We start from the raw sequence: 22,772 nt of genomic DNA on the forward strand, positions 1-22,772 counted from the left end.
TGACACGTGCGCCCCGGTCCCGGGCCCCCGCCCGACTGTGCATACGGACAACAATCCCGCCATACGGAACAGGGGGCCTTAACGCTTGGGAGGCGGGGAACTACGCTGGGTTTACGAAATGCCGGGCGCCTATGCCCCGGCGGCGTCTGCGTTCCGCGTGTGACGAGGGGTGGCGCATGTCCAGGGAGCTCCGCGAGCCCAATGAGAAGCTCGGCGCCGTCCTCGCCCTCGCGGGCATCAGCAACGCCGGGCTGGCCCGGCGGGTCAACGACCTCGGCGCTCAGCGCGGTCTGACCCTCCGCTACGACAAGACGTCGGTGGCCCGGTGGGTGTCGAAGGGGATGGTGCCGCAGGGCGCCGCCCCGCACCTGATCGCGGCCGCCATCGGCGCGAAGCTCGGCCGGCCCGTGCCACTGCACGAGATCGGGCTCGCGGACGCGGATCCGGCGCCCGAGGTGGGACTGGCCTTCCCGCGCGATGTCGGCGCGGCCGTGCGCTCGGCCACCGACCTCTACCGGCTCGACCTCGTCGGCCGGCGCGGGGGTGGCGGGATCTGGCAGTCGCTCGCCGGTTCCTTCTCCGTGTCGGCGTACGCGACGCCGGCCTCACGCTGGCTGATATCTCCTGCCGACAGCTCTGTGGCGCGCGAACCGGTGGCACGCGAGCCGGTACCGGGCGCGGCCCCGCCGGAAGGCCTTCCGGCGCCGCCCGGCGCCCATGTCGGGGGTGTGCCCGCCCAGCCTTCGCGCGAAACGCCGCCGCACGCGCCACCGGCGCCCGCTCCGGCCGCGCCCGAGGCCGGGGGCCCGCAGCGCGTGGGCCACAGCGATGTGACCAAGCTGCGCGAGGCCGCCGAGGACGCCCGCCGCTGGGACTCCAAGTACGGGGGCGGCGACTGGCGTTCCTCGATGGTCCCCGAATGCCTGCGGGTGGACGCGGCGCCGCTGCTGCTCGGCTCCTACACCGACGAGGTGGGCCGCGCGCTCTTCGGCGCCACCGCCGAACTGACCCGGCTGGCCGGCTGGATGGCCTTCGACACCGGGCAGCAGGAAGCGGCCCAGCGGTACTACATCCAGGCGCTGCGCCTGGCCCGCGCCGCGGCGGACGTACCGCTCGGCGGGTACGTGCTGGCGTCGATGTCCCTGCAGGCCACCTACCGGGACTTCCCGGACGAGGGCGTGGACCTCGCGCAGGCCGCCGTCGAGCGCAACCGGGGCCTGGCCACCGCGCGGACCATGAGCTTCTTCCGCCTCGTCGAGGCCCGGGCGCACGCGAAGGCGGGCGATTCGGCGGCCGCCGGGGCCGCGCTGCGGGCCTCCGAGGGCTGGCTGGAACGGGCCCGGGACGGCGACGCCGATCCGACCTGGCTGGGCTTCTACTCGTACGACCGCTTCGCGGCGGACGCGGCCGAGTGTTATAGCGACCTCAAACTCCCGCGCCAGGTAAGGCGTTTCACGGAACAGGCACTGTCCCGGCCGACGGAGGAGTACGTACGATCACACGGGCTGCGGCTCGTCGTGAGCGCGGTGGCCGAGCTGGAGTCCGGGAACCTCGACGCGGCGTGCGCGGCGGGGACCCGGGCGGTGGAGGTCGCGGGGCGGATCTCGTCGGCACGGACGACGGAGTACGTACGGGACCTGCTGCACCGGCTGGAACCGTACGGGGACGAACCGCGCGTCGCCGAACTGCGCGAGCGGGCCAGGCCTCTGCTGGTAACCCCGGCATAGGCCCCGCGTGGCCTCGTTGTCAGTGGCGGGGTGCACTATGCAGGGGTGGGAGGTGTCAGTGTGGGCGGCGGCGTGGGCGGCATGAGCAGACTGGGCAGGCTGGACTGCGACGTGCTGGTGATCGGCGGCGGGATCGTCGGCCTGTCGACGGCGCATGCCCTCGCGGGGCTCGCTCCGGGGACCCGGGTGGTCGTCCTGGAGAAGGAGGACGGCCCCGCACGGCACCAGACGGGCCGCAACAGCGGTGTGATCCACAGCGGGATCTACTACAAGCCGGGCTCGCTCAAGGCGCGCTTCGCGGTGCGCGGTGCGGCCGAGATGGTCAAGTTCTGCGCGGAGCACGGCATCCCGCACGAGGTGACGGGCAAGCTCATCGTCGCCACCGGGCGGGAGGAGCTGCCGCGGCTGCACGCGCTCGTGCAGCGGGGCCGGGAGAACGGCATCCCGGTGCGGGAGCTGGGGCCGACGCAGATCTCGGAGTACGAGCCCGAGGTGCGCGGGCTCGCGGCGATCCACGTCGGCACCACGGGGATCGTGGACTACGGGCGGGTCGCCCAGCAGCTCGCGGAGTCCTCCGGGGCGGAGATCGTCTACGGCGGGGCGGTGGATCTGATCTCGCGGCGGGCGTCGGGCGTGGCGGTGCGGACGAGCAGCGGGCTGGTCGTGCGCGCGCGGGTGCTCGTGAACTGCGCGGGGCTGCAGTGCGACCGGATCGCGCGGCTGGCCGGCGACGACCCGGGGATGCGGATCCTGCCGTTCCGGGGCGAGTACTACGACCTGGCCCGGCCCGGGCTGGTGCGCGGGCTGGTCTATCCGGTGCCGGACCCGGCGTTCCCCTTCCTCGGCGTCCACCTGACCCGGGGCATCGGCGGCGGGGTCCACGTCGGGCCGAACGCGGTGCCGGCGCTGGCGCGCGAGGGGTACGGCTGGGGCGTGGTCCGGCCGCGGGACCTCGCGGACGAGCTGGCCTGGCCGGGATCCTGGCGGATGGCCGCGCGGCACTGGCGGTACGGAGCGGGCGAGGTGCGGCGGTCGCTGTCGAAGGCGGCGTTCGTCGAGGCGGTGCGCAGGCTGCTGCCCGCGGTGCGCGGGGAGGACCTGGTGGCTGCGGCGGCGGGGGTGCGGGCGCAGGCCGTGCTGCGGGACGGGACGCTCGTGGACGACTTCCTGATCCGGGAGGGGGAGCGGGCGGTGCACGTGCTGAACGCGCCTTCGCCTGCGGCTACCGCTTCGCTGCCGATCGGGCGGGAGATTGCCGGGCGTGCGCTCAAGGTGTTGCGCAGCGCGTAGCCCTGCGGGGCTTGGCCCTGGCCGGCCGGGCCCGGATCACCGCTGCGCGGGGCCGGCCGCTTCGCCGGTGCGCGGCTGCGGGTGTGCCGCTGCGCGGGGCGGAGTCCCCTACCCGCCCTTCCACCGTTCCCAGGGCTCCGCCCTGACCCGGTCCTCAAACGCCGGACGGGCTGAAAGATCCTGGGGCTCCGCCCCAGACCCCGCGCCTCAAACGCCGGCGAGGCTGGATCAGGGGGAATGGTGCCGCAGCGTGGGTGGGAGTGGGCGCGCGTAGAATCCGGGGATTGTGTCTGAGTCTCTGAGTCCCCAGAATCCCGCCGCCGAGCCCGCGCCGGAGGCGACCTCCAGCTACGTGCCCCCGAAGTGGCGTACCGAGCCGCGGTTTCCCGACGGGCCCGCGCCCGATCCGGCCGGGTCGCACCACGAGCGGCGGATCCGGAGCTTCCAGCCCCGTCGCAGCCGGGTGACCACCGGGCAGGGCGAAGCCCTGAAGCGGCTCTGGGGGACCTGGGGGCTCGACATCGACGGGCACCGCGTCATCGATCTGAAGGAGATGTTCGACGGGCTTCCCGTCGTCCTGGAGATCGGCTTCGGCATGGGCGAGGCCACCGCGCAGATGGCCGCCGCCGACCCCGGGACCGGGATCCTCGCCGCCGACGTGCACACCCCCGGGCAGGGGAACCTGCTCGCCCTCGCCGAGCGGGGCGGGATGACCAACATCCGCGTCGCGAACGGGGACGCCATCATCCTGCTCCGCGAGATGCTGCCCGCGGACTCCCTCGCCGGGCTCCGCGTGTACTTCCCGGACCCCTGGCCCAAGGCCCGCCACCACAAGCGGCGCCTGATCCAGCCCGAGTTCCTCGCGCTGGCCGCCACCCGCATGGCACCCGGGGCGGTCCTGCACTGCGCGACCGACTGGGAGCCGTACGCCGAGCAGATGCTCGAAGTGCTGACGGCCCAGCCGGAGTTCGAGAACACGCAGGCAGACGGCGGTTACGCGCCCCGGCCCGACTTCCGGCCGCTCACCCGCTTCGAGGGCCAGGGACTCGACAAGGGGCACGTCGTACACGATCTGCTGTTCCGGCGCACGGGTAACGCCCAGAACTGAGCACATCACTCCGCGTGTCGGGTCCGCTCGGTAGAGTCATCACGTGCTCCGAGCGACCCGGCCGCCCCGGCTGCCGCACCGCGTGCCGCGTACCCCCGGCGCCGTGCGTACCTGTGTACTCGTCGTGCTGCTCGGCGGCTGCGGCATCGCGATCCTGGAACTCGTACGCGAACAGACCGGTACGCCCGGGTTCTTCGTCGGTCTGGGCCTGGCCCTGCTGCCGGTGGCGCCGCTCCTTGCGGCGTTCCGCTGGGTGGGGCGGGCCGCGCCGCATCCGTGGGCGCAGTTGTCGTTCTGCTTCGGCTGGGGCGCGTGCGCCGCGGCGCTGATCGCCATACTGGCCAACAGTTTCGCGACCCAGTGGATAGCCGCGGCCACCGCCGATCCCTCCGACGCCGACCAGCTCGGCTCGGTGGCGATCGCTCCGGTGGTCGAGGAGAGCGCCAAGGCGGCCGCCCTGCTGCTGGTGTTCCTGTTCAGGAGACGCCAGTTCACCGGCCCCTCCGACGGTTTCGTGATGGCCGGTTTCACCGCCACCGGCTTCGCCTTCACCGAGAACATCCTCTATCTCGGCAACGCCTTCTACGAGGACGTGGAGAACGGCACCGGCGTGCTGAACTCCGTGACGGCCGCGACGTTCTTCGTCCGGGGCGTCATGTCCCCCTTCGCGCATCCGCTGTTCACCGTGGCCACCGGTCTCGGCTTCGGCGCCGCCGCGCTCGCCGTGCGCCGTACGCACCGGATCGGTCTGCCCGTGCTCGGCCTCGCCTCGGCCATGGGGCTGCACGCGCTGTGGAACAGCTCCTCGGACCTGGGCGAGTCCGGCTTCTACGTGGTCTACGGGTGCGTGATGGTCCCGGTGTTCGGGCTGCTGGCCTGGCTGGCCGTGTCGATACGGCGCCGCCGACTACGGGCCGTCGCCGGGGAACTCGCCCTGTACGCGGCCGCCGGCTGGCTGAGCCCGGCCGAGGTGCCCGCGCTGGTGTCGATGCCCGCGCGCTCCCTGGCCCGCGCACTGGCCCGGAGCACCGGGGGCCGGCCCGCGGGACGGGCGGTCGCGCTGTACGAGGCCGACGCCGCGGCCCTGGCCCTGCTACGTCACCGGGCGCGCAGCGGCGGCCCGGCCCGGGAGCCGGACTTCGCGGGGCGGGAGCGGGAGTTGCTGCGCCGGCTCTGGCTGCGCCGCGCGACGGCGGGCCCGGCGCTGTCCCGCGCCGCGGTGCTGGAGGACCTGCTCCCGCCCCGGTTCGACCCCCTGGGCCCGCTTGGCGGTCCGCTCGCCCGAACGCTCGGCGGGCTCGACGGGCCGCTCGCCCGGCCGGCGCCGGGACGCGTACCCGGCCGCGCGCCCGGCCTCGTACCGGGTCCTAGACGTTCAGGCCCCGTGCCGTCAGCCATGACAGCGGGTCCACCGTGACGCCGCCCTGGCGCACTTCGAGGTGCAGGTGGGGGCCGGTGACGTTGCCGGTCGCACCGACCCGGCCGATGGTGTCGCCGCCGGCGACCGAGCCGCCGGTCACCGACATCGAGGACAGGTGGCAGTACCAGATCTCGGTGCCGTCGGGGAGCTCCAGCACGATGCGGTAGCCGTACGCCCCGGACCAGCCGGCCGAGATGATCTTGCCGGAGCCGACCGCCTTGACCGGGGTGCCGGTCGGGGCGGCGAAGTCGAGGCCGGTGTGGTGGCCGGAGGACCACATCGAGCCGGAGTCGCCGTAGTGCGAGGTGAGGGTGTAGGCCGAGGTGGGCAGGAAGAAGGATCCGGCCGACCGGGCGGCTGCCTCCGCCTTGGCCTTGGCCTCGGCGGCCTCCTTGGCCTCCTGCGCCTTGCGCGCTTCCTCGGCCGCGGCCTTCTCGGCCGCCTCCGCCGCCGCCTTCTCGGCCGCTTCCTTGGCCGCCCGGGCGTCGCGGGCCTGCTGCGCCGCGGCCTCCTGTGCCACCCGCTCGGCTTCGGCCCGCTCCTGGGCCGCGGCGGCCTCCTGCTGGTTCTCGGCCTGCTGGAGGATGCGGCTGCGCAGCAGCTCGCCCGCGTCGGAGCGGCGGTCGGCCTGCTGCGGGATGATCCCCGACCGCGTCGGCTCGGCGGAGCGCGCGGTGGCGGCGCCGGAGTCACCGGTGGACTGGTCCGCGCCGCCCAGGGCTTCCGGAAAGTCGGGCAGGTCGGGCAGGTCCGGCAGCGACGGCATGGATATGGCGACCTGGGGCCGGTCCTGCGCGGTGGCGATGCCGCCCGCGCCGACCGCGGCGATCACGCCGACGCCGAGGACGGTGGAGGAACGGGCCAGTCCCCCGCGCTGCTTGAGCACGCGGTGCTTGCCGCGTGGCGGCCGGGCCGAGTCCTCGGTGGGGTTCCACTCGCCCCAGGCTCCGGCGGTGGGCTGCTCCTGGACGTCGATGCCTTCAGGGGCAGGCGAGTTGGAGGCCACCGGGGCACACTCCTCATGGGCGAGCACGCGCACGGTGCCGTCTCTTGCGACGGCTGGGACGACCGCTCTGCGTTATCGAACGGTAATAGAGAAAGGGGAGTGATTCCAAGCAGTTGCGATTGATCGTTAACGACAATCAGCCACCGCTTGCACAGCTCTGGCCAGGACTTACCGCCGCACTCGGGGATCAACTCGGGCAAAAAACGGCCACCTCTCCCATCCCTCGCGCCACATCTTCACATTGACGGTCCGTCAGATTGCTTGCCGAGCGCGCTCCTTCGATTACGTGCGGTCACACTCCCTCGCCTTTCGGGACCACCCGCACCGTCCGGCGCCGGCTCGGCTGCCGCGCCCCCGGTCTGGCCACCGCCAGCAGGGCCATGTCGTCCGTCGCCGCGCCGCCCGTGTGGCGGCGGACATCCGTGGCGAGCGCGCTCAGCAGTTCGTCGGGCCCGGGGAAGACCCGCCCGCGCAGCCGGGCCGCCGGATCGTAGAAGACGCCCGCGCCGTCCCGGGCCTCGGTCAGGCCGTCCGTGTAGAGGAGCAGGGTCGCCCCCTCCGGGAAGGCCCACTCCTGCACCTGGTCCGGCCACCCGCCCAGCTCCCCCATGCCGAGCGGCAGCGCCGGCTCGGCGGGGGCCAGCTCCGCGAGGCCGCCGTGCGCGTAGAGCAGCAAGGGCTCGGGGTGGCCCCGGTTGACGAGCCGCAGCAGGCCCGCGCCCGGCGGGATCTCGCCGAGCACGCAGGTGGTGAACCCCTCCACCGCGTCCAGGCTGTCGCGCCGGTTCCCCTCCCGGGCCAGCGCCCGCTCCAGCCGCCGGGCCACTCCCTCCAGCGTGGGCTCACTCTCGGCCGCCTCCCGGAACGCCCCGAGCACCACGGCGACCGCCTCGACCGCCCCGAGCCCCTTGCCCCGTACGTCGCCCACCGCGAGGCGCACTCCGTACGGGGTGTCCTGCACGGCGTAGAGGTCGCCGCCGATGAAGGCGTCCGCCTGCGCGGCCTCGTACGAGGCGGAGACCTGGAGGCCGGCGATCCGCTCGGCGGGCGTGGGCAGTACGGCGCGCTGGGCGGCCTCGGCGATCCCGCGCGCGGAGGCGAGCTGCTCCGTACCGCGCCGCACGACGATGTTGATCAACGTGGCCAGCCCGGAGACGGTCACGACGGTGACCAGCTCGGTCATGGCCTCCACCTTGAAGGTGGTGCCGTTGTAGAGGTGCAGCACGACCACGGCGAGGGTGGCGAGGACCCCGGTGAGGACGGTGGCCCGGAGCGAGAAGAGCGGGGCCGCGACGAGTGGGGCGGCGGAGAAGAAGGGGGAGCCGGTGAAGCTGGGCGGGGTCAGCACGTCGAAGAGGAAGCCGAGCACGATCAGGGTGCCCGGGAGCATCTTGACGATCCGGCGGACCACGACGCTGCCCGCGACCGCGCCGAAGACGCGCTCGCCCCTGCCCTGCCGGCCCAGCCCCGCCACGCTGCTCTCCTGCCGCCCGGTCCGCCTCGCCCCCCAAGGCTGGGGGCAGGAGGGCCCGTACGGCGACCCGGGCGGGACCGTTCGAGTGACGGGGCGCGCACCACGGACACACAGGCGCGGACACGCGGACGCACCGCGGATACGACGAAGGCCCGGCCCCCCAAAGGGGACCGGGCCTTCGTACTGAGTAGCGGGGGCAGGATTTGAACCTACGACCTCTGGGTTATGAGCCCAGCGAGCTACCGAGCTGCTCCACCCCGCGTCGGTAAACCCAACTCTACGCCATCTGGGGGGAGGCCTCCGCCAATTAACGTCCGAGCCACCCCTGAAGTGAACATTACTGCTGGTCAGGGGCCTTAAACACGGCTCTGGGGGGCGTCTCCCACCGCACGGCCCGCCGGATCGCGACCCAGCTGATGGAACGCCTGGGAGCGCGCAGTCGCTTCGAGGCCGGCGCCCGGGCGGTCCAGCACGGCTGGCTCCCGCACCACCCCTGACCGGCCGTCACGACGAGAAGCGCCCCACCCGGAGGACCGGATGGGGCGCTTCGAGCAGTAGGCCATGTCGGACTCGAACCGACAACCAACGGATTAAAAGTCCGCTGCTCTGCCAATTGAGCTAATGGCCCTCGATGTGCTCACCCCAGAGCATAGCCGGAGAGCGCGGGAGCACCGATCGCATATCGGTTGTCCGGCCCGGGGAAGTCGTCGCGGTGGCGGGCGCGCACACGAACAGGGCCCCTACGACGTGTTGTCGTAGGGCCCCTGTCAGGCGATCAGTTCAGCGGCCGGTCTCAGCCGTTGCGCTTCCAGCGGGGCTTGTCGTCGCGGCGGTCGCTGCCACCGGCGCGGAAGCCACCGGTCGAGCCGGAGCCGGACGGACGGTTGTCGTCACGACGGCCGTACGGGCGGTCGCCACCGGCGGCCGGACGGTCGCCACCGGAGCGGAAGCCGCCCGAGGGACGGTCGTCGCGGCGGAAGCCACCACCGGTCGGACGGTCGCCACCGGAGCGGAAGCCGCCGCCGGCCGGACGGTCGCCACCGGAGCGGAAGCCGCCACGGTCGTCACGGTTGAAGCCACCCGAGGGGCGGTCGTCGCGGCGGAAGCCACCACCGGTCGGACGGTCGCCGCCGGAGCGGAAGCCACCACGGTCGCCACCACGGTCGTCACGGTTGAAGCCACCCGAGGGGCGGTCGTCGCGGCGGAAGCCACCACCGGTCGGACGGTCGCCACCGGAGCGGAAACCGCCGCCGGCCGGACGGTCGCCGCCGGAGCGGAAGCCACCACCGGTCGGACGGTCGCCACCGGAGCGGAAGCCGCCACGGTCGCCACCACGGTCGTCACGGTTGAAGCCACCCGAGGGGCGGTCGTCGCGACGGAAGCCACCACCGGTGGGACGGTCGCCACCGGAGCGGAAACCGCCACGGTCGCCACCGCGGTCACCCCGGTCGTCACGGCGGAAGCTGCCACGGTCGCCACCACGGTCGCCGCCACGGTCGTCGCGACGGTTGTCACGGCGCTCGTAGTTGCCACGGTCGTCACGGCTCTGGAACGCGGGGCGCTCCTCGGCGACCGGCTCGGCCACGGCTGCCGCGACCTCGGCCTCGGCGGCCTCGACCACCTCGGCGACAGCGGCCTCCGGGTCCTCGCCGCGCTCACGCGCGGAGCGGGCGACCAGGCGGTCGGCCTCCTCGCGCAGCTCGACGGCACGGCGCGACAGGCGCTCCAGCTGCTTGGTGAGGTCGGCGACCTCGCGCTCGGCCTGCTTCGCGGCGTTGTTCGCGGAGTCGGCCTGGACCTGGGTCAGCGAACGGGCACCGGTGATCTCGGCGACCTCGGGGTCGAAGGCGCCGACGCCCTGGACGATGTGGCGCGAGGCGTCGACGCCCGCGTCCTCCATCAGGCGGAAGATCTGGCGGCGCTGGTGCGGAAGCGCCAGCGACACGACGACACCGGACTTGCCGGCGCGGGCGGTACGGCCCGAGCGGTGCAGGTAGTCCTTGTGGTCGCCGGCCGGGTCCACGTTCAGGACCAGGTCGATGCCGTCGACGTGGATGCCGCGGGCGGCGACGTCGGTGGCGACGAGCGCGTTGACGTAGCCGTCCTTGAAGTCCGCGAGGACGCGGGTACGGGCACCCTGCGTCATGCCGCCGTGCAGCGCGTCGGCCTTCACGCCGGACTCGATGAGCTGCTCGGCGATGCGGTCGGCGCCCAGCTGGGTGCGGACGAAGATGATGGTGCGGCCCTTGCGGGCGGCGATGGCGGCCGTGACCGGCGCCTTGTCCTTCGGCTTCACGACGAGGACGTGGTGCGTCATGGTCGTGACGTTGCCCTGCGCGCTGTCGACCTCGTGCGTGACGGGGTTGGTCAGGTAGCGCTTGACCAGGGTGCCGATCTCGTTCTCCATGGTGGCGGAGAAGAGCATGCGCTGGCCGCCGCCGGGGATCTGGTCGAGCAGCTCGGTGACCTCGGGCAGGAAGCCCAGGTCGGCCATCTGGTCGGCCTCGTCGAGGACCGCGACCTGGACGTTCGCCAGGGAGCAGGCGCCGCGGTTGATGATGTCGCGCAGACGGCCCGGGGTGGCGACGAGGACGTCGACACCGCGCTCCAGAGCGAAGATCTGGTTGCTCATGGAGGTACCGCCGCAGACGACCTTCATCTTGAGGCCGAGCACGTCGCCGTAGGGCTGGAGAGCGTCGGCGACCTGCATCGCGAGCTCACGCGTCGGCGTCAGGATGATCGCGCGGGGCTTCTTCTTCTCGGTGTGCCCACCGGCCAGCGAGGCCAGGGTCGGCAGACCGAAGGAGAGGGTCTTGCCGGAGCCGGTGCGGCCACGGCCGAGGATGTCCTTGCCGGCCAGGGCGTCCGGGATGGTCGCGGCCTGGATCGGGAAGGGCGCGGTGACGCCGTTCTGCGCGAGCTTGCGCACGATGCCTTCCGGCAGACCGAGGTCGCCGAAGGTCAGGGTGGGCTCGGCGTCGGCGTCGTCGTCGGACGCGGCGTCGTCGTTGAAGTCTTCGGTGGAGTCCTCGAAGGAGTCGCTGGACTCTTCGGACTCGTCGGACTCGTCGGACTCGTGGTTCGTCACGTCGGCCTCGAGGGCCTCGATGATCTCGTCGGTGACGACGGCCTCAAGGGCCTCGGTGACCGCGAGGGTCTCGGCGTCGACGATCTCGTTGGAGTCGTTCTCGGGCATGACGGAACGGTCAGAACTGGAAATGGACATGCGAAATGCGAAACCTTCCGGAGTCTCGGCACGCGCCCAAACTCCGTGAATTCGCAAATCGACCGCCTCAATGCGGTCAGTCACGGCTGGGGAGAGTACGCGCCACGCGGCGCTCTTCGGAGTCGGCGCCGGGCAATGGGATCAAACGATCTATAACCATACGCACCCTCCCCCGGGTCTGGCAAGTCACTCCCTCGAAGACGGCGCTGACCTGCGGAAACGTCATCCGCCCGCCAGAGATCGGCGGGCGGATCGGTCCGGGTCCGAGCCGGGACCGGGCCTAGGGCTGGGCCCCCGGATCGGTCGACTGTTCGGGCTGCGGGGACTCCACGGGCGGTGTGGGTTCCGTCACGGGCGGAGTGGGGAGCGGCGGCTCGGGGGTCGGCGGCGCCGCGGTCGGGGAGGCGGGCGGGCCGCCGCCGGAGGAGCCGCCTCCACCGGAGCCCGAGCCTGACCCGGAACCGCCCGCCGGGGGCTGCTGGGGACCCTGGCCGCCGGCTCCGCCACCTGGACCGGCCGACGGCGAGGGGGCCCCGGGCGGACCGGCCGGGGCGCCCGGGCTGGGGGAGGCCCCGGCCGCGCCGGCGGTGGTCCCGGGGCCTCCGGCCTTGCCGTCCTGGTTCGCCGTACCGCCCTTCGAGCCGTGGCCGCCGCCCTGGCTCCCGGCGCTCTTCCCGGACGAGGAGCCACCGCCGGACTTGCCGCCCTGGACGCCCGTCGACGCGGAGGGCCCCGGCTTCGCGGCGTCCTCCCCGACACTCATGCAGCCCGCGGTCGCCGCCACCGCGAGCGCGGCGACGGCGAGGCGGAGCGAGCGGGGGGATCGGAGGGAAGCGGACAACTGGCGCACGGGGCACCTCCGGAACGCTGGCAAGGGTCCGCGATGAGCGGGTCAATGTGCCCAACTCCCTCTCCCCCGTAAGGGACACGCCCCAACACGCCCCGAGGCGTACGGGCGGCGCACCCTCAGGCGAACAGCTGTCCGGCCACCTGGTGGCCGAGCGTGACCCCACCCAGCCCGACCAGCACCGAGGCCACCACATTGGCCGCCGCCAGGAACTTCCAGCCCCGCTCGGCAAGGCGCAGCGTCTCGTAGGAGAACGTCGAGTAGGTGCTCAGCGCCCCGCACAGCCCCGTACCGAGCAGCAGGTTCAGCCGCGAGGAGGCGGCCCCGTCCAGCACCGCCCCGGTCAGCGCCCCCAGCACCAGGGAGGCGGCCGCGTTCGCCACGAAGGTCCCCCAGGGGAAGACCGAGTCGTGCCGCGCCTGCACCGCCCGGTCGGTCAGGTACCGCAGGGGCGCCCCGACGGCCGCGCCCACCATGACGATCAGCCAGTTCATGCCCGCACCCGCCCCTGCCCCTGCTCCGGAGCCGGCCCCGGCCCCGGCCCCGGTCCCCGGCCGTCGCCGACCGCGCGCCGGGTGATCACGGCCGCCGCCCATACGGCGGCCAGCGCCCCGGCCACCGTGAGCCCGGCGTACGCCAGTGCGGTACCGGCCTCACCGGCGTCGAGCAGCCGCGCGAAGTCCACGGCGTAGGTGGAGAAGGTGGTGAACCCGCCGAGCACCCCGACCCCGAGGAAGGGCCGTACGAGGGGATGCGCCGACCGGCCGCCCTCGCCGACCAGCACCATGAGGACGCCGATGAGCGCGCATCCCGCCACGTTGATCCAGAAGGTCCCCCACGGGAAGGCCCCGGGCGCGGCCGGCCACAGCAGCCCGACCCCGTACCGGGCCGCGGCTCCCACGGCACCTCCGGCCGCCACCGCCGCGAGCACCCGGCGCTCCGCTTCGCTTGTCGCCACCGGGTCATTCTCGCGCGCCGGGTTCCGGCCCGCCGGAAACGGGCCGCCGCAATCGGACGCCGGCACGGGAGAATGACCTCGTGCTGGAGATGACGCGTGACGCGTTCGAAGAGCTGGTGGCCGAAGCGCTGGACTCGATCCCCGAGGAGCTGACCCGGGTCATGGACAACGTGGCCGTCTTCGTGGAGGACGAGCCCGCTTCCGACGACCCCGAACTGCTCGGCCTCTACGAGGGGACCCCGCTCACGGAGCGCGGCGAGTGGTACGCCGGGGTGCTGCCCGACCGGATCTCGATCTACATGGGGCCGACCCTGCGGATGTGCGAGAGCACGGAGGAAGTGGTCCACGAGGTCGCCGTGACGGTGGTCCACGAGATCGCCCACCACTTCGGCATCGAGGACGAGCGGCTCCACGAACTCGGCTGGGGCTGACCCCGCGGGGGCCCCGGGCCCGCGTCCGGCCCACCTCTGACCCGCCCGCCGAAACCGTTTTGGCGATCGCCGCCGGGATCCCATATGCTTCTCACGTCCCCGACGCGCTGGAAAGTGCCCGGCGGGCCTTTAGCCCTCATCGTCTAGTGGCCCAGGACGCCGCCCTTTCAAGGCGGTAGCACGGGTTCGAATCCCGTTGGGGGTACGCATTACCGTGTGCGAGACTTGTGCTCGCACATTGCAAGGACCTGTGGAGCAGTTGGTTAGCTCGCCACCCTGTCAAGGTGGAGGTCGCGGGTTCAAGTCCCGTCAGGTTCGCTGAAGCCGGAAACGGTTTCGTGGCTGGGTAGCTCAGTTGGTACGAGCGATCGCCTGAAAAGCGATAGGTCGCCGGTTCGACCCCGGCCCCAGCCACCAGAATCAAGAAGGCCCCGTCCATCGGACGGGGCCTTCTCCGTTGCTCCCCTACTCCCCTTCCGCGCCCGCGCCGACTCCGGCCGCCCGGGCCCGTCGGCGCCACTGCGTCAGGCCCGCGCCCGCGGCCGCCACGGCCACCAGCCCGAGCAGCGCCCAGTCCGGAACCGCGTCCGCCACGGCCTGGACCCGCTGCTCCACCGCGAACGAATCGTCCACGTCCAGCAGCCCCGGCAGGGCGCTCGCCCCGTCGTACGCCAGGAACAGCGCGCCGAGCAGGATGAAGAACAGGCCCGAGGCCAGCGAGGTCGTGTGCAGTTCGAAGCGGCCGACCGAGAAGGCTCGGCCGCGCAGCCAGCGCCGGCGGCCCAGGTCGAAGCGCTCCCAGAGCAGGGCCAGCACGAACAGCGGCACGGCCATGCCCAGTGCGTACACCGCCAGCAGCAGGCCTCCGTAGACCGGGCTGCCGCTGACCGCCGCCACCGTCAGGACGCTGCCGAGGATGGGGCCGGCGCAGAAGCCGGCCAGCCCGTAGACCGCGCCCAGCGCGTACACCGACAGGGCGGTGGTCGGCCGGATCTTCCCCGACAGCTCCGAGATCCGCTTCGAGGCGAAGCCGAGGCCGAGGATCTGGGCGAGCCCGAGCCCGATGATCAGCCAGCCGCCGAACAGCACGAGGGCCTCGCGGTTGCCGTGGAAGAACCGCCCGGCGTACGAACCCGCCGCCCCCAGCGGTACGAGGGTGCTCGCGAGGCCCGCGTAGAAGATCCCGGTGCGCGCCAGCAGCCGGGACGTGGAGTCGATGGAGTACGCGAAGAAGGCGGGCAGGAGCAGCGCGCTGCACGGGCTGAGCAGCGCGAGGAGGCCGCCGAGCAGGGCGGCCAGGTATCCGACGTCGGTCACTTCGCGGCCGCCTGCGCCTTGGCCTTGGCGATGGCGGCCTCGAAGGCCGCCAGGGGCTGGGCTCCGGCGATGGGCTGCCCGTTGATCAGGAAGGACGGGGTGGAGGTGACGCCGATGCGGTACCCCTCCTCCTGGTCCTTGGCCAGAGCGGCGGCGGCCTGCTCCCCGGCCATGTCCGTCGTGAAGCGCTCCAGGTCCGGGACCCCGGCCTCGCGCGCCAGCTCGGTCAGCCGCTCCACGCCGAAGCCCTTCTCCTTGGCGCCCTCGGCGTACGCGGCCGCGTGGAACTGCGCGAAGCGGTCCTGCTGCCCCGCCGCCCAGGCGGCCTTTGCGGCGGCCTCGGAGTCGGCGCCGAAGATCGGGAAGTTGCGCCACTCGATGCGCAGGGTGCCGTCCTCCACGTACTTCTTCACCAGCGCGGGCTCGGTGTCGCGGGCGAACTTTCCGCAGTAGCCGCACTTGAAGTCGGAGTACTCGATCAGGACGACGGGAGCGTCGGCCCGGCCGGCGGCGAGCTTGTCCCCGGCCTCGCGGCGGGCCAGGGCCTTGAGCTGCGCGGTGGGGTCCGCGGTGGATCCGGCTTCAGGAGCGGAAGCCGCGGACGGCCGGGCGGCGCTGTCGGTGCCGCTGTCGGGTTTGGTGGCCTGCCAGGAGACGAGTCCGAGGGTGACGGCGGCGAGGGCGACCCCGGCGGAGATCAGCAGGGGCTTGCGGGAGGAAGAGGAAGGGGAAGGGGAAGGGGAAGGGGACATGCGGGTGCTCCAGAGCTGTGCGGGGCGATGCGATGCGGTGCGGGGCGATGCGATGCGGTGCGGGACGGGCGGACCGGGCGGCTGATGCGGCCGGTCCTCCTAAACCCGCATCACGGACAGCTCCAGCGGGGTCGGCGCCGGCTGGGCGGGCCCGCGTACGAGGACCCGTACGGGTATGGCCCGCGACGGGACCACCGCCTCGGGCCCGAGCCGCGCGGGCGGGACCTGGGCCTGGGCCTGGTCGGACCCGGCCCGCGCCGGCAGGGCGGGTACGCCGTCCCGGCCGGCGGATCCCGGGGCGCAGGCGGGCCCGCCCGGACCGGCGGAGGCGACGGCGAAGTCCGCGCCGGGAGCGGAGCCCGCCTCCACGGGGGCCGAGGCCCGCACGGCCCCCTGCCCGACGGCTGCGGAAGCCCCGACGGCCGGGACGGCCAAGGCCACCGGCGACGGCAGGGCCCGGGCGGTCGCCGGGGCGATCGCCGCCTGCAAGGGCCCCGCCAGCAGGGCCCAGCCCAGCAGCACCGCGAACACGCACCGGAGGCGGCGGCTGCGGGACATCGTGGGCGGCCTCTCGCTGGGGCATCGGTGCGGGCACGGGTGGGGGCGTAGCCGGGACATCACCGGGGACGCGTCGGGGGACACATCGGGGTAACGCTCGGGGGACTCGTCCCGAAATGGTACGGGTCAGCCCCACAAATGCGTTCGCCACCCGGCACCTACGGGTGAGATCCTCGACCAGGTATGTCTACTTCCTTCGCCGCCCTGCAGACGCTTCTCGGTGAGATCTCCCTCCGTGACGCGCACCGCCTCGGCCGCCGCCTCGAAGGCGCCCGCCGCATCCGCAAGCCCGAGGCCAAGCAGGCCGTGCTCGACGAGATCGCAGCGGAGGCCGAAACGGCCGCCGCGCGACTGGCCCGGCGCGCCTCGCGGAAGCCCGAGGTCACGTATCCCGAGAACCTTCCGGTCAGCCAGAAGAAGGACGAGATCGCCGAGGCGATACGCGACCACCAGGTCGTGATCGTCGCGGGCGAGACCGGCTCCGGCAAGACCACGCAGATCCCCAAGATCTGCATGGAGCTGGGGCGCGGGGTCCGCGGCATGATCGGGCACACCCAGCCCCGCCGCATCGCGGCCCGCACGGTCGCGGAGCGCATCGCGGAGGAGCTGAAGTCCGAGATCGGCCAGACCGTCGGCTGGAAGGTCCGGTTCACCGACCAGGTGGACCAGGACGCGACCTTCGTGAAGCTGATGACGGACGGCATCCTGCTCGCCGAGATCCAGACGGACCGCGAGCTGCGCGCGTACGACACGATCATCATCGACGAGGCGCACGAGCGGTCGCTGAACATCGACTTCCTGCTCGGCTACCTCGCCACGCTGCTGCCCAAGCGCCCCGACCTCAAGGTGATCATCACCTCGGCGACCATCGACCCGGAGCGCTTCTCCCGGCACTTCGGCGAGGCCCCGATCGTCGAGGTCAGCGGCCGGACCTACCCGGTGGAGGTGCGGTACCGACCGCTCCTCGAAGACGACTCCGAGGACTCCGACCGCGACCAGATCACCGCGATCTGCGAGGCCGTGGACGAACTCCAGGCCGAGGGACCGGGCGACATCCTCGTCTTCCTCTCCGGCGAGCGCGAGATCCGCGACACGGCGGACGCGCTGGAGAAGCGCAAGCTCCGCCTGACCGAGGTCCTCCCCCTCTACGCGCGCCTCTCGCACGCCGAACAGCACCGCGTCTTCCAGCAGCACACCGGCCGCCGGATCGTCCTCGCGACCAACGTCGCCGAGACCTCCCTGACCGTCCCCGGCATCAAGTACGTGATCGACCCGGGCAACGCCCGCATCTCCCGCTACAGCCACCGCACCAAGGTGCAGCGGCTGCCCATCGAGCGGATTTCGCAGGCGAGCGCCAACCAGCGCAAGGGCCGCTGCGGCCGTACCTCGGACGGCATCTGCATCCGGCTCTACTCCGAGGACGACTTCCTGACCCGTCCGGAGTTCACGGACGCCGAGATCCTGCGCACGAACCTCGCCTCCGTCATCCTGCAGATGACCGCGGCCGGCCTCGGCGAGATCGAGAAGTTCCCCTTCATCGACCCGCCGGACCACCGCAACATCCGCGACGGCGTGCAGCTCCTCCAGGAGCTCGGCGCGCTCGACCCGGACGAGAAGGATCACCAGAAGCGGCTCACGCCCATGGGTCGCCAGCTCTCCCAGCTCCCCGTGGACCCGCGCCTCGCCCGCATGGTGGTGGAGGCGGACAAGAACAACTGCGTCCGCGAGGTCATGGTCATCGCGGCGGCCCTGTCCATCCAGGACCCGCGCGAGCGGCCCTCGGACAAGCAGACGCAGGCGGACCAGAACCACGCCCGGTTCAAGGACGAGACGAGCGACTTCCTCTCCTTCCTGAACATGTGGCGCTACGTCCGGGAGCAGCAGAAGGAGCGCGGCTCCTCCTCCTTCCGCCGGATGTGCAAGCAGGAGTACCTGAACTTCCTGCGGATCCGCGAATGGCAGGACATCTATTCGCAGCTGCGTACGGTCGCCAAGGGCATGGGCATCCACGTCAACGAGGCCGATGCCCCCGAGACGAGCGTGCACATCTCCCTGCTCGCCGGCCTGCTGTCGCACATCGGGCTGAAGGACACCGACAAGAACGAGTACCTGGGGGCCCGGTCCGCCAAGTTCGCGATCTTCCCGGGTTCCTCGCTGTTCAAGAAGCAGCCGAAGTTCCTGATGTCGGCCGAACTGGTGGAGACTTCGCGGCTGTGGGCCCGGGTGAACGCCAAGGTCGAGCCGGAGTGGGTGGAGCCGCTCGCCCAGCACCTGATCAAGCGCACGTACAGCGAGCCGCACTGGGAGAAGGACCAGGCGGCGGTGATGGCCTTCGAGAAGGTCACGCTGTACGGGGTGCCGATCGTCGCCCAGCGGAAGATCAACTACGGCCGGATCGACGCCGAGGTCTCGCGCGACCTGTTCATTCGCAACGCCCTGGTCGAGGGCGACTGGCGGACGCACCACAAGTTCTACGCCGACAACCGCAAGCTCCTCACCGAGGTGGAGGAGCTGGAGAACCGGGCCCGGCGCCGCGACATCGTGGTCGACGACGAGACGCTCTTCGACTTCTACGACCAGCGGATCCCCGAGCACGTGGTCTCCGGGGCGCACTTCGACTCCTGGTGGAAGCACAAGAAGCGCGACGAGCCCGAACTGCTCGACTTCGAGCGCGAGATGCTGCTGACGGAGAAGGCGGCCGGGGTCACCAAGGCCGACTACCCGGACTCCTGGATGCAGGGACGGCTGAAGTTCCGGGTGACCTACCAGTTCGAGCCGGGCGCGGACGCGGACGGCGTGACCGTCCACATCCCGCTCCAGGTGCTGAACCAGGTCACGGACGAGGGCTTCGACTGGCAGATCCCGGGCCTGCGCGAAGAGGTGGTCACGGAGCTGATCCGCTCGCTCCCGAAGCCGATCCGCCGGCACTACGTGCCCGCGCCGAACTTCGCGACCCGCTTCCTGGCCACCTCCCACCCACTGCAGGAGCCCCTGCACGTGACGCTGGCCCGGGAGCTGCAGCGGATGGTCGGGGTCCCGGTCACCGCCGAGGACTTCGACCTGACCCGCATCCCCGACCACCTGAAGATCACCTTCCGGATCGTCGACGAGCGCCGCAAGAACCTCGCCGAGGCCAAGGACCTCGAGGCCCTGCGGCTCCAGCTCAAGCCCAAGGCCCGCCAGGCCCTCTCGCAGGCCGCCGCGGCCACCGCCGAGCGGGAAGGCGGTGAGTCGGTGGAGAAGACCGGGCTCACGGACTGGACGATCGGCACGCTGACCAAGGTCTTCGAGACCCGCCGGGCCGGCCAGCCGGTGAAGGCGTACCCGGCGCTCGTGGACGCCGGTACGAGCGTCTCCGTACGCCTCTTCGACACCGAGGCCGAGCAGCAGCAGGCGATGCGGCTCGGCACCAGGCGGCTGATCCTGCTCAACATCACGGTGAACCCGGCGAAGTTCGCCTCGGACCACCTGAGCAACCAGCAGAAGCTGGCCCTGTCGCGCAATCCGCACGGCTCCATCCAGGCGCTGTTCGACGACTGCGCGACCGCGGCGGCCGACCACCTGATCGCGCGGCACGGCGGCCCGGCATGGGACGAGGCGGGCTTCCGCAAGCTCTACGAGGCCGTGCGGACCGACCTGGTGGACACGACCGTGCGGACGATCACGCAGGTGCAGCAGGTGCTGGCCGCCTGGCAGGCCTGTGAGCGGCGCCTGAAGACCACGGCCAGCCTCGCCCTGGTGGCCAACGTCCAGGACGCCAAGACGCAGCTCGCGGCCCTCATGCCGGCCGGCTTCGTCACGCTCACCGGACTGCGCCGGCTGCCCGACCTGATGCGCTACCTGGTGGCCGTCGACCGGCGGCTCCAGCAGATGCCCACGGGCGTCCAGCGCGACACCACGCGCATGGAGAAGGTCCACGAGATGCGGGACGAGTACCTGTGGCTGCTGGAGCAGTTGCCGAAGGGCAGGCCGGTCCCCGCGGAGGTCACCGAGATCCGCTGGATGATCGAGGAACTGCGGGTCAGCTACTTCGCGCACGCCCTCGGAACGGCCTATCCGGTCTCCGACAAGCGCATCGTGAAGGCGGTGGACGCGGCCGCCCCGGGACCCGCTCGGTGATCGGGTTCGACTGCACCCCCTGAGCTGCGGTACAGTCTGATTCGCAGCCGCCCAGCGGGTGCAAATCGAGGACCTGTGGAGCAGTTGGTTAGCTCGCCACCCTGTCAAGGTGGAGGTCGCGGGTTCAAGTCCCGTCAGGTTCGCAAGATCAGCAGGGCCCGCATCCTCAGGGATGCGGGCCCTGCTGCGTTTCCGGGGCACGGCGGCACCGAAGTGCGGGGCGACGTACGGCTGGACGTACGGCCCAACGTGCCGCCGGGTGCACCGACGACGGCACGGCCCCGTTGGGTCGGGCGGCCCACCAGTCCGCCTCACGGCCCCGATTGGGCAACTCTCCCCCAGAACCCTCACCAAGCCCTCCACGGCGCACTGAGAGGCCCCTGGAGCCCCGCGCGGGGCCAAGGGGGAGACCCGGACCGCCTCGCCCCGCCACCGCCCGCACCCCCTCCGGCCCCATCACCCCATCGCGGCCGCGAAATCGCCCGTCCGGATGATGCGCTCTGCGCGGCACGTCCCTTTACGGGGTGCATTGCCTGATCCACAAGAGTGATCATCTGTGACGGGAGTCACCCCATGTGTTTTTGAGACGCACCCTTTTATGGGACTCATACGCCCGCTCGATTTTATATGTGCCATTGCACCCACCCCGGCCGGCTCCGCACACCAGCCCGATAACCCCCTGACCAGGGCATAAAAAAGATCGCGCTGGACCCGGCGGAGTCCAGCGCGATCGAACGACTGGTGAACCTGTTGGGGCAGGTCCGGTCGTTTGAAGCTGTGTGGGGTTCATCGGATTGGGGGACCCGATTTAGACCCGGCAATTAGTAGTGCTGCGGAACCTCAGGCCTCGCTGCGCTGCTGCGGAATTCCCGCAAGCAGTGCGCGGACCTCAGCCTCGCGGTAGCGGCGGTGTCCACCCAGGGTGCGGATGGACGTGAGCTTGCCAGCCTTGGCCCAACGGGTGACCGTCTTCGGGTCCACGCGGAACATCGTGGCAACCTCAGCCGGGGTCAGCAGCGGCTCGGCATCAGGGGTGCGAGCGGTCATGAGCGGCCTCCTCGGGAGAACCGAACCATCTCGGTTCTTTCCTCTAAATTCTGCACCTTGGCCCACGTTGCCCGAAATGGACATACGCGGGCCGAGTCGGTTATAGGACGAACGGCTTGTCCTCGGCACTACAACTACACCATCCGTCCAGCCTCGACGGCCAAACCGATGGAATTGCCCTCCGAGGTGTTCATCAGCGGCGGAAGCCGATGGACCGTCCCATAACGGACAGTCACCCCACTGTGACGATCAGTCACAGAGCGATCAGGAGTCGTCAGACCCCCCGTAGAGTGCAATACCGAGCATTCCGCCCTTAGTTGGACGGAAGGAACCCTCCCCGGACTCCTTGTCCTATTTTGGCACGAGGGTAGGGGAAGGGCGCAAGGGTGTAGAAAGTGCGGTCCGTCACGCTTGGGCCAATGGCCCGTATCGGGACGTAGGTCCCGGAACAAAGACCCAAAAGAGGGCATCACGGCCTTGAGCTGGCCGTTCTCTTCCGTGCTCGGCCGGTCGGCGGATGGACAACCGGGTCCCGAGCCGCTACCCGGGTCGCGCAGGTCACTCGGACAGGATCCGGAACCCGACCCCTCAGTTGGCGAAGAGTCTCTCCCGGACCGCCCGCCACCGCTCCGCCAGGGCCCCGTACGTCCGCGCCGCCCCGTCCCGGTCCCCGGCCCGCAGGGCCGCGAGCCCCGCCGCCAGGTCCGCCGCCGAGTGGTCGGCCTCCAGCCGGTCCGCCGGCAGGGCGTGCAGCAGCCCGCCGTAGTCCAGCTCCACCATCGAGCGGGGGTGGAACTCCTCCAGCCAGCTCCCGACCTCCACCAGCCCCTCGGCGAGCATCCCGTACCCCTCCGCCTCCCGCAGGGTCCGCAGCCCCCGCGCGAGCCGGCGCCGGGCCTGCACCATCGGCGTCCGGTAGCGCAGCCCCTCGCCCGGCACGTACTCCCGCTCCTCGTCGGACACCAGCACGAACCAGCGCAGCGGCACCTGCCAGACCCCGGTACGGATCCACGGCCGCGCATCCGGGTTCCGCCCGCGCCAGGCCTCGTACTCCTCGGCCGCGCGGCGGCGGGCGGCCGCGGGCAGGGCGGCGTCGAGCACCGGGGCCGGGAACTCGGCCACCAGCTCCTCCAGCGCGAGCCAGCCGCGCAGCCTCGTACGCCAGGGGCAGACCAGCAGGACCCCGCCGACCTCGGCGGTGAAGGCGTCCGCGCTCTCGTGCGCCGGGACCCCGACCACGGGCACCCGTACCAGGTCCACGAGCGACCGTCGCAGTTCGTCCTGGGCCGTCGGGGTGTCCCCGCGCCGGGCGTAGTCGGCCCAGTGGGTGCGCTCGGGCTCCGGGAAGGCCGTCAGCGGCTCGTAGACGCGCAGGTAGGAGGCGTAGGGGACGGCGGGGGCCGAGCGGGCGGACGGCAGCCGGGGATCGGGGGATTCGCTCACGCTCTCGTACTCCCCCGCCCCGCCCGGCGCTACTCCGGCGGACGGTCCC

General features: G+C 72.0%; 17 protein-coding genes, 6 tRNA genes and 1 pseudogene. 11 read left to right on the forward strand and 13 right to left on the reverse strand.

Annotation, left to right across the window (positions count from 1 at the left end; genetic code table 11):
* Window positions 1–176: 176 nt before the first annotated feature.
* The 4 genes from ACODT5_RS36670 to ACODT5_RS36685 all read left to right on the forward strand — a co-directional run bounded on the left by ACODT5_RS36670 (window position 177) and on the right by ACODT5_RS36685 (window position 5,542).
* On the forward strand, window positions 177–1,727 hold the full coding sequence (locus tag ACODT5_RS36670; RefSeq protein WP_422523366.1) for an NsdA family TPR-like regulatory protein: 1,551 nt from the start codon (window positions 177–179) through the stop codon (window positions 1,725–1,727).
* An 81-nt stretch (window positions 1,728–1,808) separates the two neighbouring features.
* Complete coding sequence (gene lhgO, locus ACODT5_RS36675) at window positions 1,809–3,017, forward strand: L-2-hydroxyglutarate oxidase (protein WP_422523367.1); 1,209 nt, start codon at window positions 1,809–1,811, stop codon at window positions 3,015–3,017.
* Between the two features lie 286 nt (window positions 3,018–3,303).
* Complete coding sequence (gene trmB, locus ACODT5_RS36680; RefSeq protein ID WP_422523368.1) at window positions 3,304–4,125, forward strand: tRNA (guanosine(46)-N7)-methyltransferase TrmB; 822 nt, start codon at window positions 3,304–3,306, stop codon at window positions 4,123–4,125.
* Window positions 4,126–4,168: 43 nt separating this feature from the next.
* Window positions 4,169–5,542: a PrsW family intramembrane metalloprotease gene (locus ACODT5_RS36685; RefSeq protein ID WP_422523369.1), complete on the forward strand. Its 1,374-nt coding sequence runs from the start codon at window positions 4,169–4,171 to the stop codon at window positions 5,540–5,542.
* Here ACODT5_RS36685 and ACODT5_RS36690 read toward each other — a convergent pair.
* From ACODT5_RS36690 to ACODT5_RS36700, 3 genes are all read right to left on the reverse strand, one after another.
* Window positions 5,493–6,551, reverse strand: coding sequence for a M23 family metallopeptidase (locus ACODT5_RS36690; protein ID WP_422523370.1), 1,059 nt, complete (start codon window positions 6,549–6,551; stop codon window positions 5,493–5,495). The genes ACODT5_RS36685 and ACODT5_RS36690 overlap by 50 nt on opposite strands.
* 292 nt (window positions 6,552–6,843) lie before the next feature.
* On the reverse strand, window positions 6,844–8,025 hold the full coding sequence (locus ACODT5_RS36695; RefSeq protein ID WP_422523371.1) for a PP2C family protein-serine/threonine phosphatase: 1,182 nt from the start codon (window positions 8,023–8,025) through the stop codon (window positions 6,844–6,846).
* Window positions 8,026–8,213: 188 nt separating this feature from the next.
* A tRNA-Met gene (locus ACODT5_RS36700) sits at window positions 8,214–8,287 on the reverse strand.
* Window positions 8,288–8,399: 112 nt separating this feature from the next.
* Here ACODT5_RS36700 and ACODT5_RS36705 point away from each other — a divergent pair.
* Window positions 8,400–8,522: pseudogene (locus ACODT5_RS36705) on the forward strand (helix-turn-helix transcriptional regulator); the annotation flags it as partial.
* 58 nt (window positions 8,523–8,580) lie between these two features.
* On the opposite strand, the gene ACODT5_RS36710 reads toward ACODT5_RS36705, so the two are convergent.
* The 5 genes from ACODT5_RS36710 to ACODT5_RS36730 form a co-directional block, all read right to left on the reverse strand.
* Window positions 8,581–8,653, reverse strand: a tRNA-Lys gene (locus tag ACODT5_RS36710).
* Window positions 8,654–8,818: 165 nt separating this feature from the next.
* Window positions 8,819–11,221 (reverse strand): DEAD/DEAH box helicase, encoded by a 2,403-nt coding sequence (locus tag ACODT5_RS36715; RefSeq protein ID WP_422523372.1) that lies wholly within the window; start codon window positions 11,219–11,221, stop codon window positions 8,819–8,821.
* A gap of 310 nt (window positions 11,222–11,531) precedes the next feature.
* Window positions 11,532–12,101, reverse strand: a complete 570-nt coding sequence (locus tag ACODT5_RS36720; RefSeq protein ID WP_422523373.1) for a hypothetical protein — start codon at window positions 12,099–12,101, stop codon at window positions 11,532–11,534.
* Window positions 12,102–12,217: 116 nt separating this feature from the next.
* Window positions 12,218–12,592 (reverse strand): fluoride efflux transporter FluC, encoded by a 375-nt coding sequence (locus ACODT5_RS36725; RefSeq protein ID WP_385375269.1) that lies wholly within the window; start codon window positions 12,590–12,592, stop codon window positions 12,218–12,220.
* Window positions 12,589–13,056, reverse strand: coding sequence for a FluC/FEX family fluoride channel (locus ACODT5_RS36730; RefSeq protein WP_422523374.1), 468 nt, complete (start codon window positions 13,054–13,056; stop codon window positions 12,589–12,591). The genes ACODT5_RS36725 and ACODT5_RS36730 overlap by 4 nt, the downstream gene beginning before the upstream one ends.
* Before the next feature lie 80 nt (window positions 13,057–13,136).
* Here ACODT5_RS36730 and ACODT5_RS36735 point away from each other — a divergent pair, with 80 nt between their 5' ends.
* The 4 genes from ACODT5_RS36735 (at window position 13,137) to ACODT5_RS36750 (ending at window position 13,904) form a co-directional block, all read left to right on the forward strand.
* The gene (locus tag ACODT5_RS36735; protein WP_327253633.1) at window positions 13,137–13,487 is read left to right on the forward strand and encodes a metallopeptidase family protein; all 351 of its coding nucleotides are present in this window, start codon (window positions 13,137–13,139) and stop codon (window positions 13,485–13,487) included.
* A gap of 132 nt (window positions 13,488–13,619) precedes the next feature.
* Window positions 13,620–13,692, forward strand: a tRNA-Glu gene (locus tag ACODT5_RS36740).
* Between the two features lie 39 nt (window positions 13,693–13,731).
* Window positions 13,732–13,805: transfer RNA gene (locus ACODT5_RS36745), tRNA-Asp, on the forward strand.
* A 22-nt stretch (window positions 13,806–13,827) separates the two neighbouring features.
* A tRNA-Phe gene (locus ACODT5_RS36750) sits at window positions 13,828–13,904 on the forward strand.
* 48 nt (window positions 13,905–13,952) lie between these two features.
* Here the strand turns inward: ACODT5_RS36750 and ACODT5_RS36755 are convergent.
* The 3 genes from ACODT5_RS36755 to ACODT5_RS36765 all read right to left on the reverse strand — a co-directional run bounded on the left by ACODT5_RS36755 (window position 13,953) and on the right by ACODT5_RS36765 (window position 16,114).
* On the reverse strand, window positions 13,953–14,804 hold the full coding sequence (locus ACODT5_RS36755) for a cytochrome c biogenesis CcdA family protein (RefSeq protein ID WP_422523375.1): 852 nt from the start codon (window positions 14,802–14,804) through the stop codon (window positions 13,953–13,955).
* On the reverse strand, window positions 14,801–15,556 hold the full coding sequence (locus tag ACODT5_RS36760; protein WP_422523376.1) for a DsbA family protein: 756 nt from the start codon (window positions 15,554–15,556) through the stop codon (window positions 14,801–14,803). Before ACODT5_RS36760 ends, ACODT5_RS36755 begins: the two co-directional genes overlap by 4 nt.
* A 99-nt stretch (window positions 15,557–15,655) precedes the next feature.
* Window positions 15,656–16,114, reverse strand: coding sequence for a hypothetical protein (locus ACODT5_RS36765; protein ID WP_422523377.1), 459 nt, complete (start codon window positions 16,112–16,114; stop codon window positions 15,656–15,658).
* A 183-nt stretch (window positions 16,115–16,297) separates the two neighbouring features.
* Here ACODT5_RS36765 and hrpA point away from each other — a divergent pair, with 183 nt between their 5' ends.
* Together hrpA and ACODT5_RS36775 are read left to right on the forward strand one after the other, a co-directional pair.
* On the forward strand, window positions 16,298–20,233 hold the full coding sequence (hrpA, locus tag ACODT5_RS36770; protein WP_422523378.1) for an ATP-dependent RNA helicase HrpA: 3,936 nt from the start codon (window positions 16,298–16,300) through the stop codon (window positions 20,231–20,233).
* 69 nt (window positions 20,234–20,302) lie between these two features.
* A tRNA-Asp gene (locus ACODT5_RS36775) sits at window positions 20,303–20,376 on the forward strand.
* 697 nt (window positions 20,377–21,073) lie between these two features.
* Here the strand turns inward: ACODT5_RS36775 and bldC are convergent.
* Both bldC and ACODT5_RS36785 read right to left on the reverse strand, forming a co-directional pair.
* Entirely contained in the window at window positions 21,074–21,280 is a 207-nt protein-coding gene (bldC, locus tag ACODT5_RS36780) for a developmental transcriptional regulator BldC (RefSeq protein ID WP_003949541.1), read from the reverse strand.
* 588 nt (window positions 21,281–21,868) lie between these two features.
* Window positions 21,869–22,723 (reverse strand): DUF8083 family protein, encoded by an 855-nt coding sequence (locus ACODT5_RS36785; protein WP_422523379.1) that lies wholly within the window; start codon window positions 22,721–22,723, stop codon window positions 21,869–21,871.
* Window positions 22,724–22,772: the final 49 nt, after the last annotated feature.

The sequence above is a fragment of the Streptomyces tatrensis genome (genome assembly GCF_049310065.1).
Taxonomy (GTDB): Bacteria; Actinomycetota; Actinomycetes; order Streptomycetales; family Streptomycetaceae; genus Streptomyces.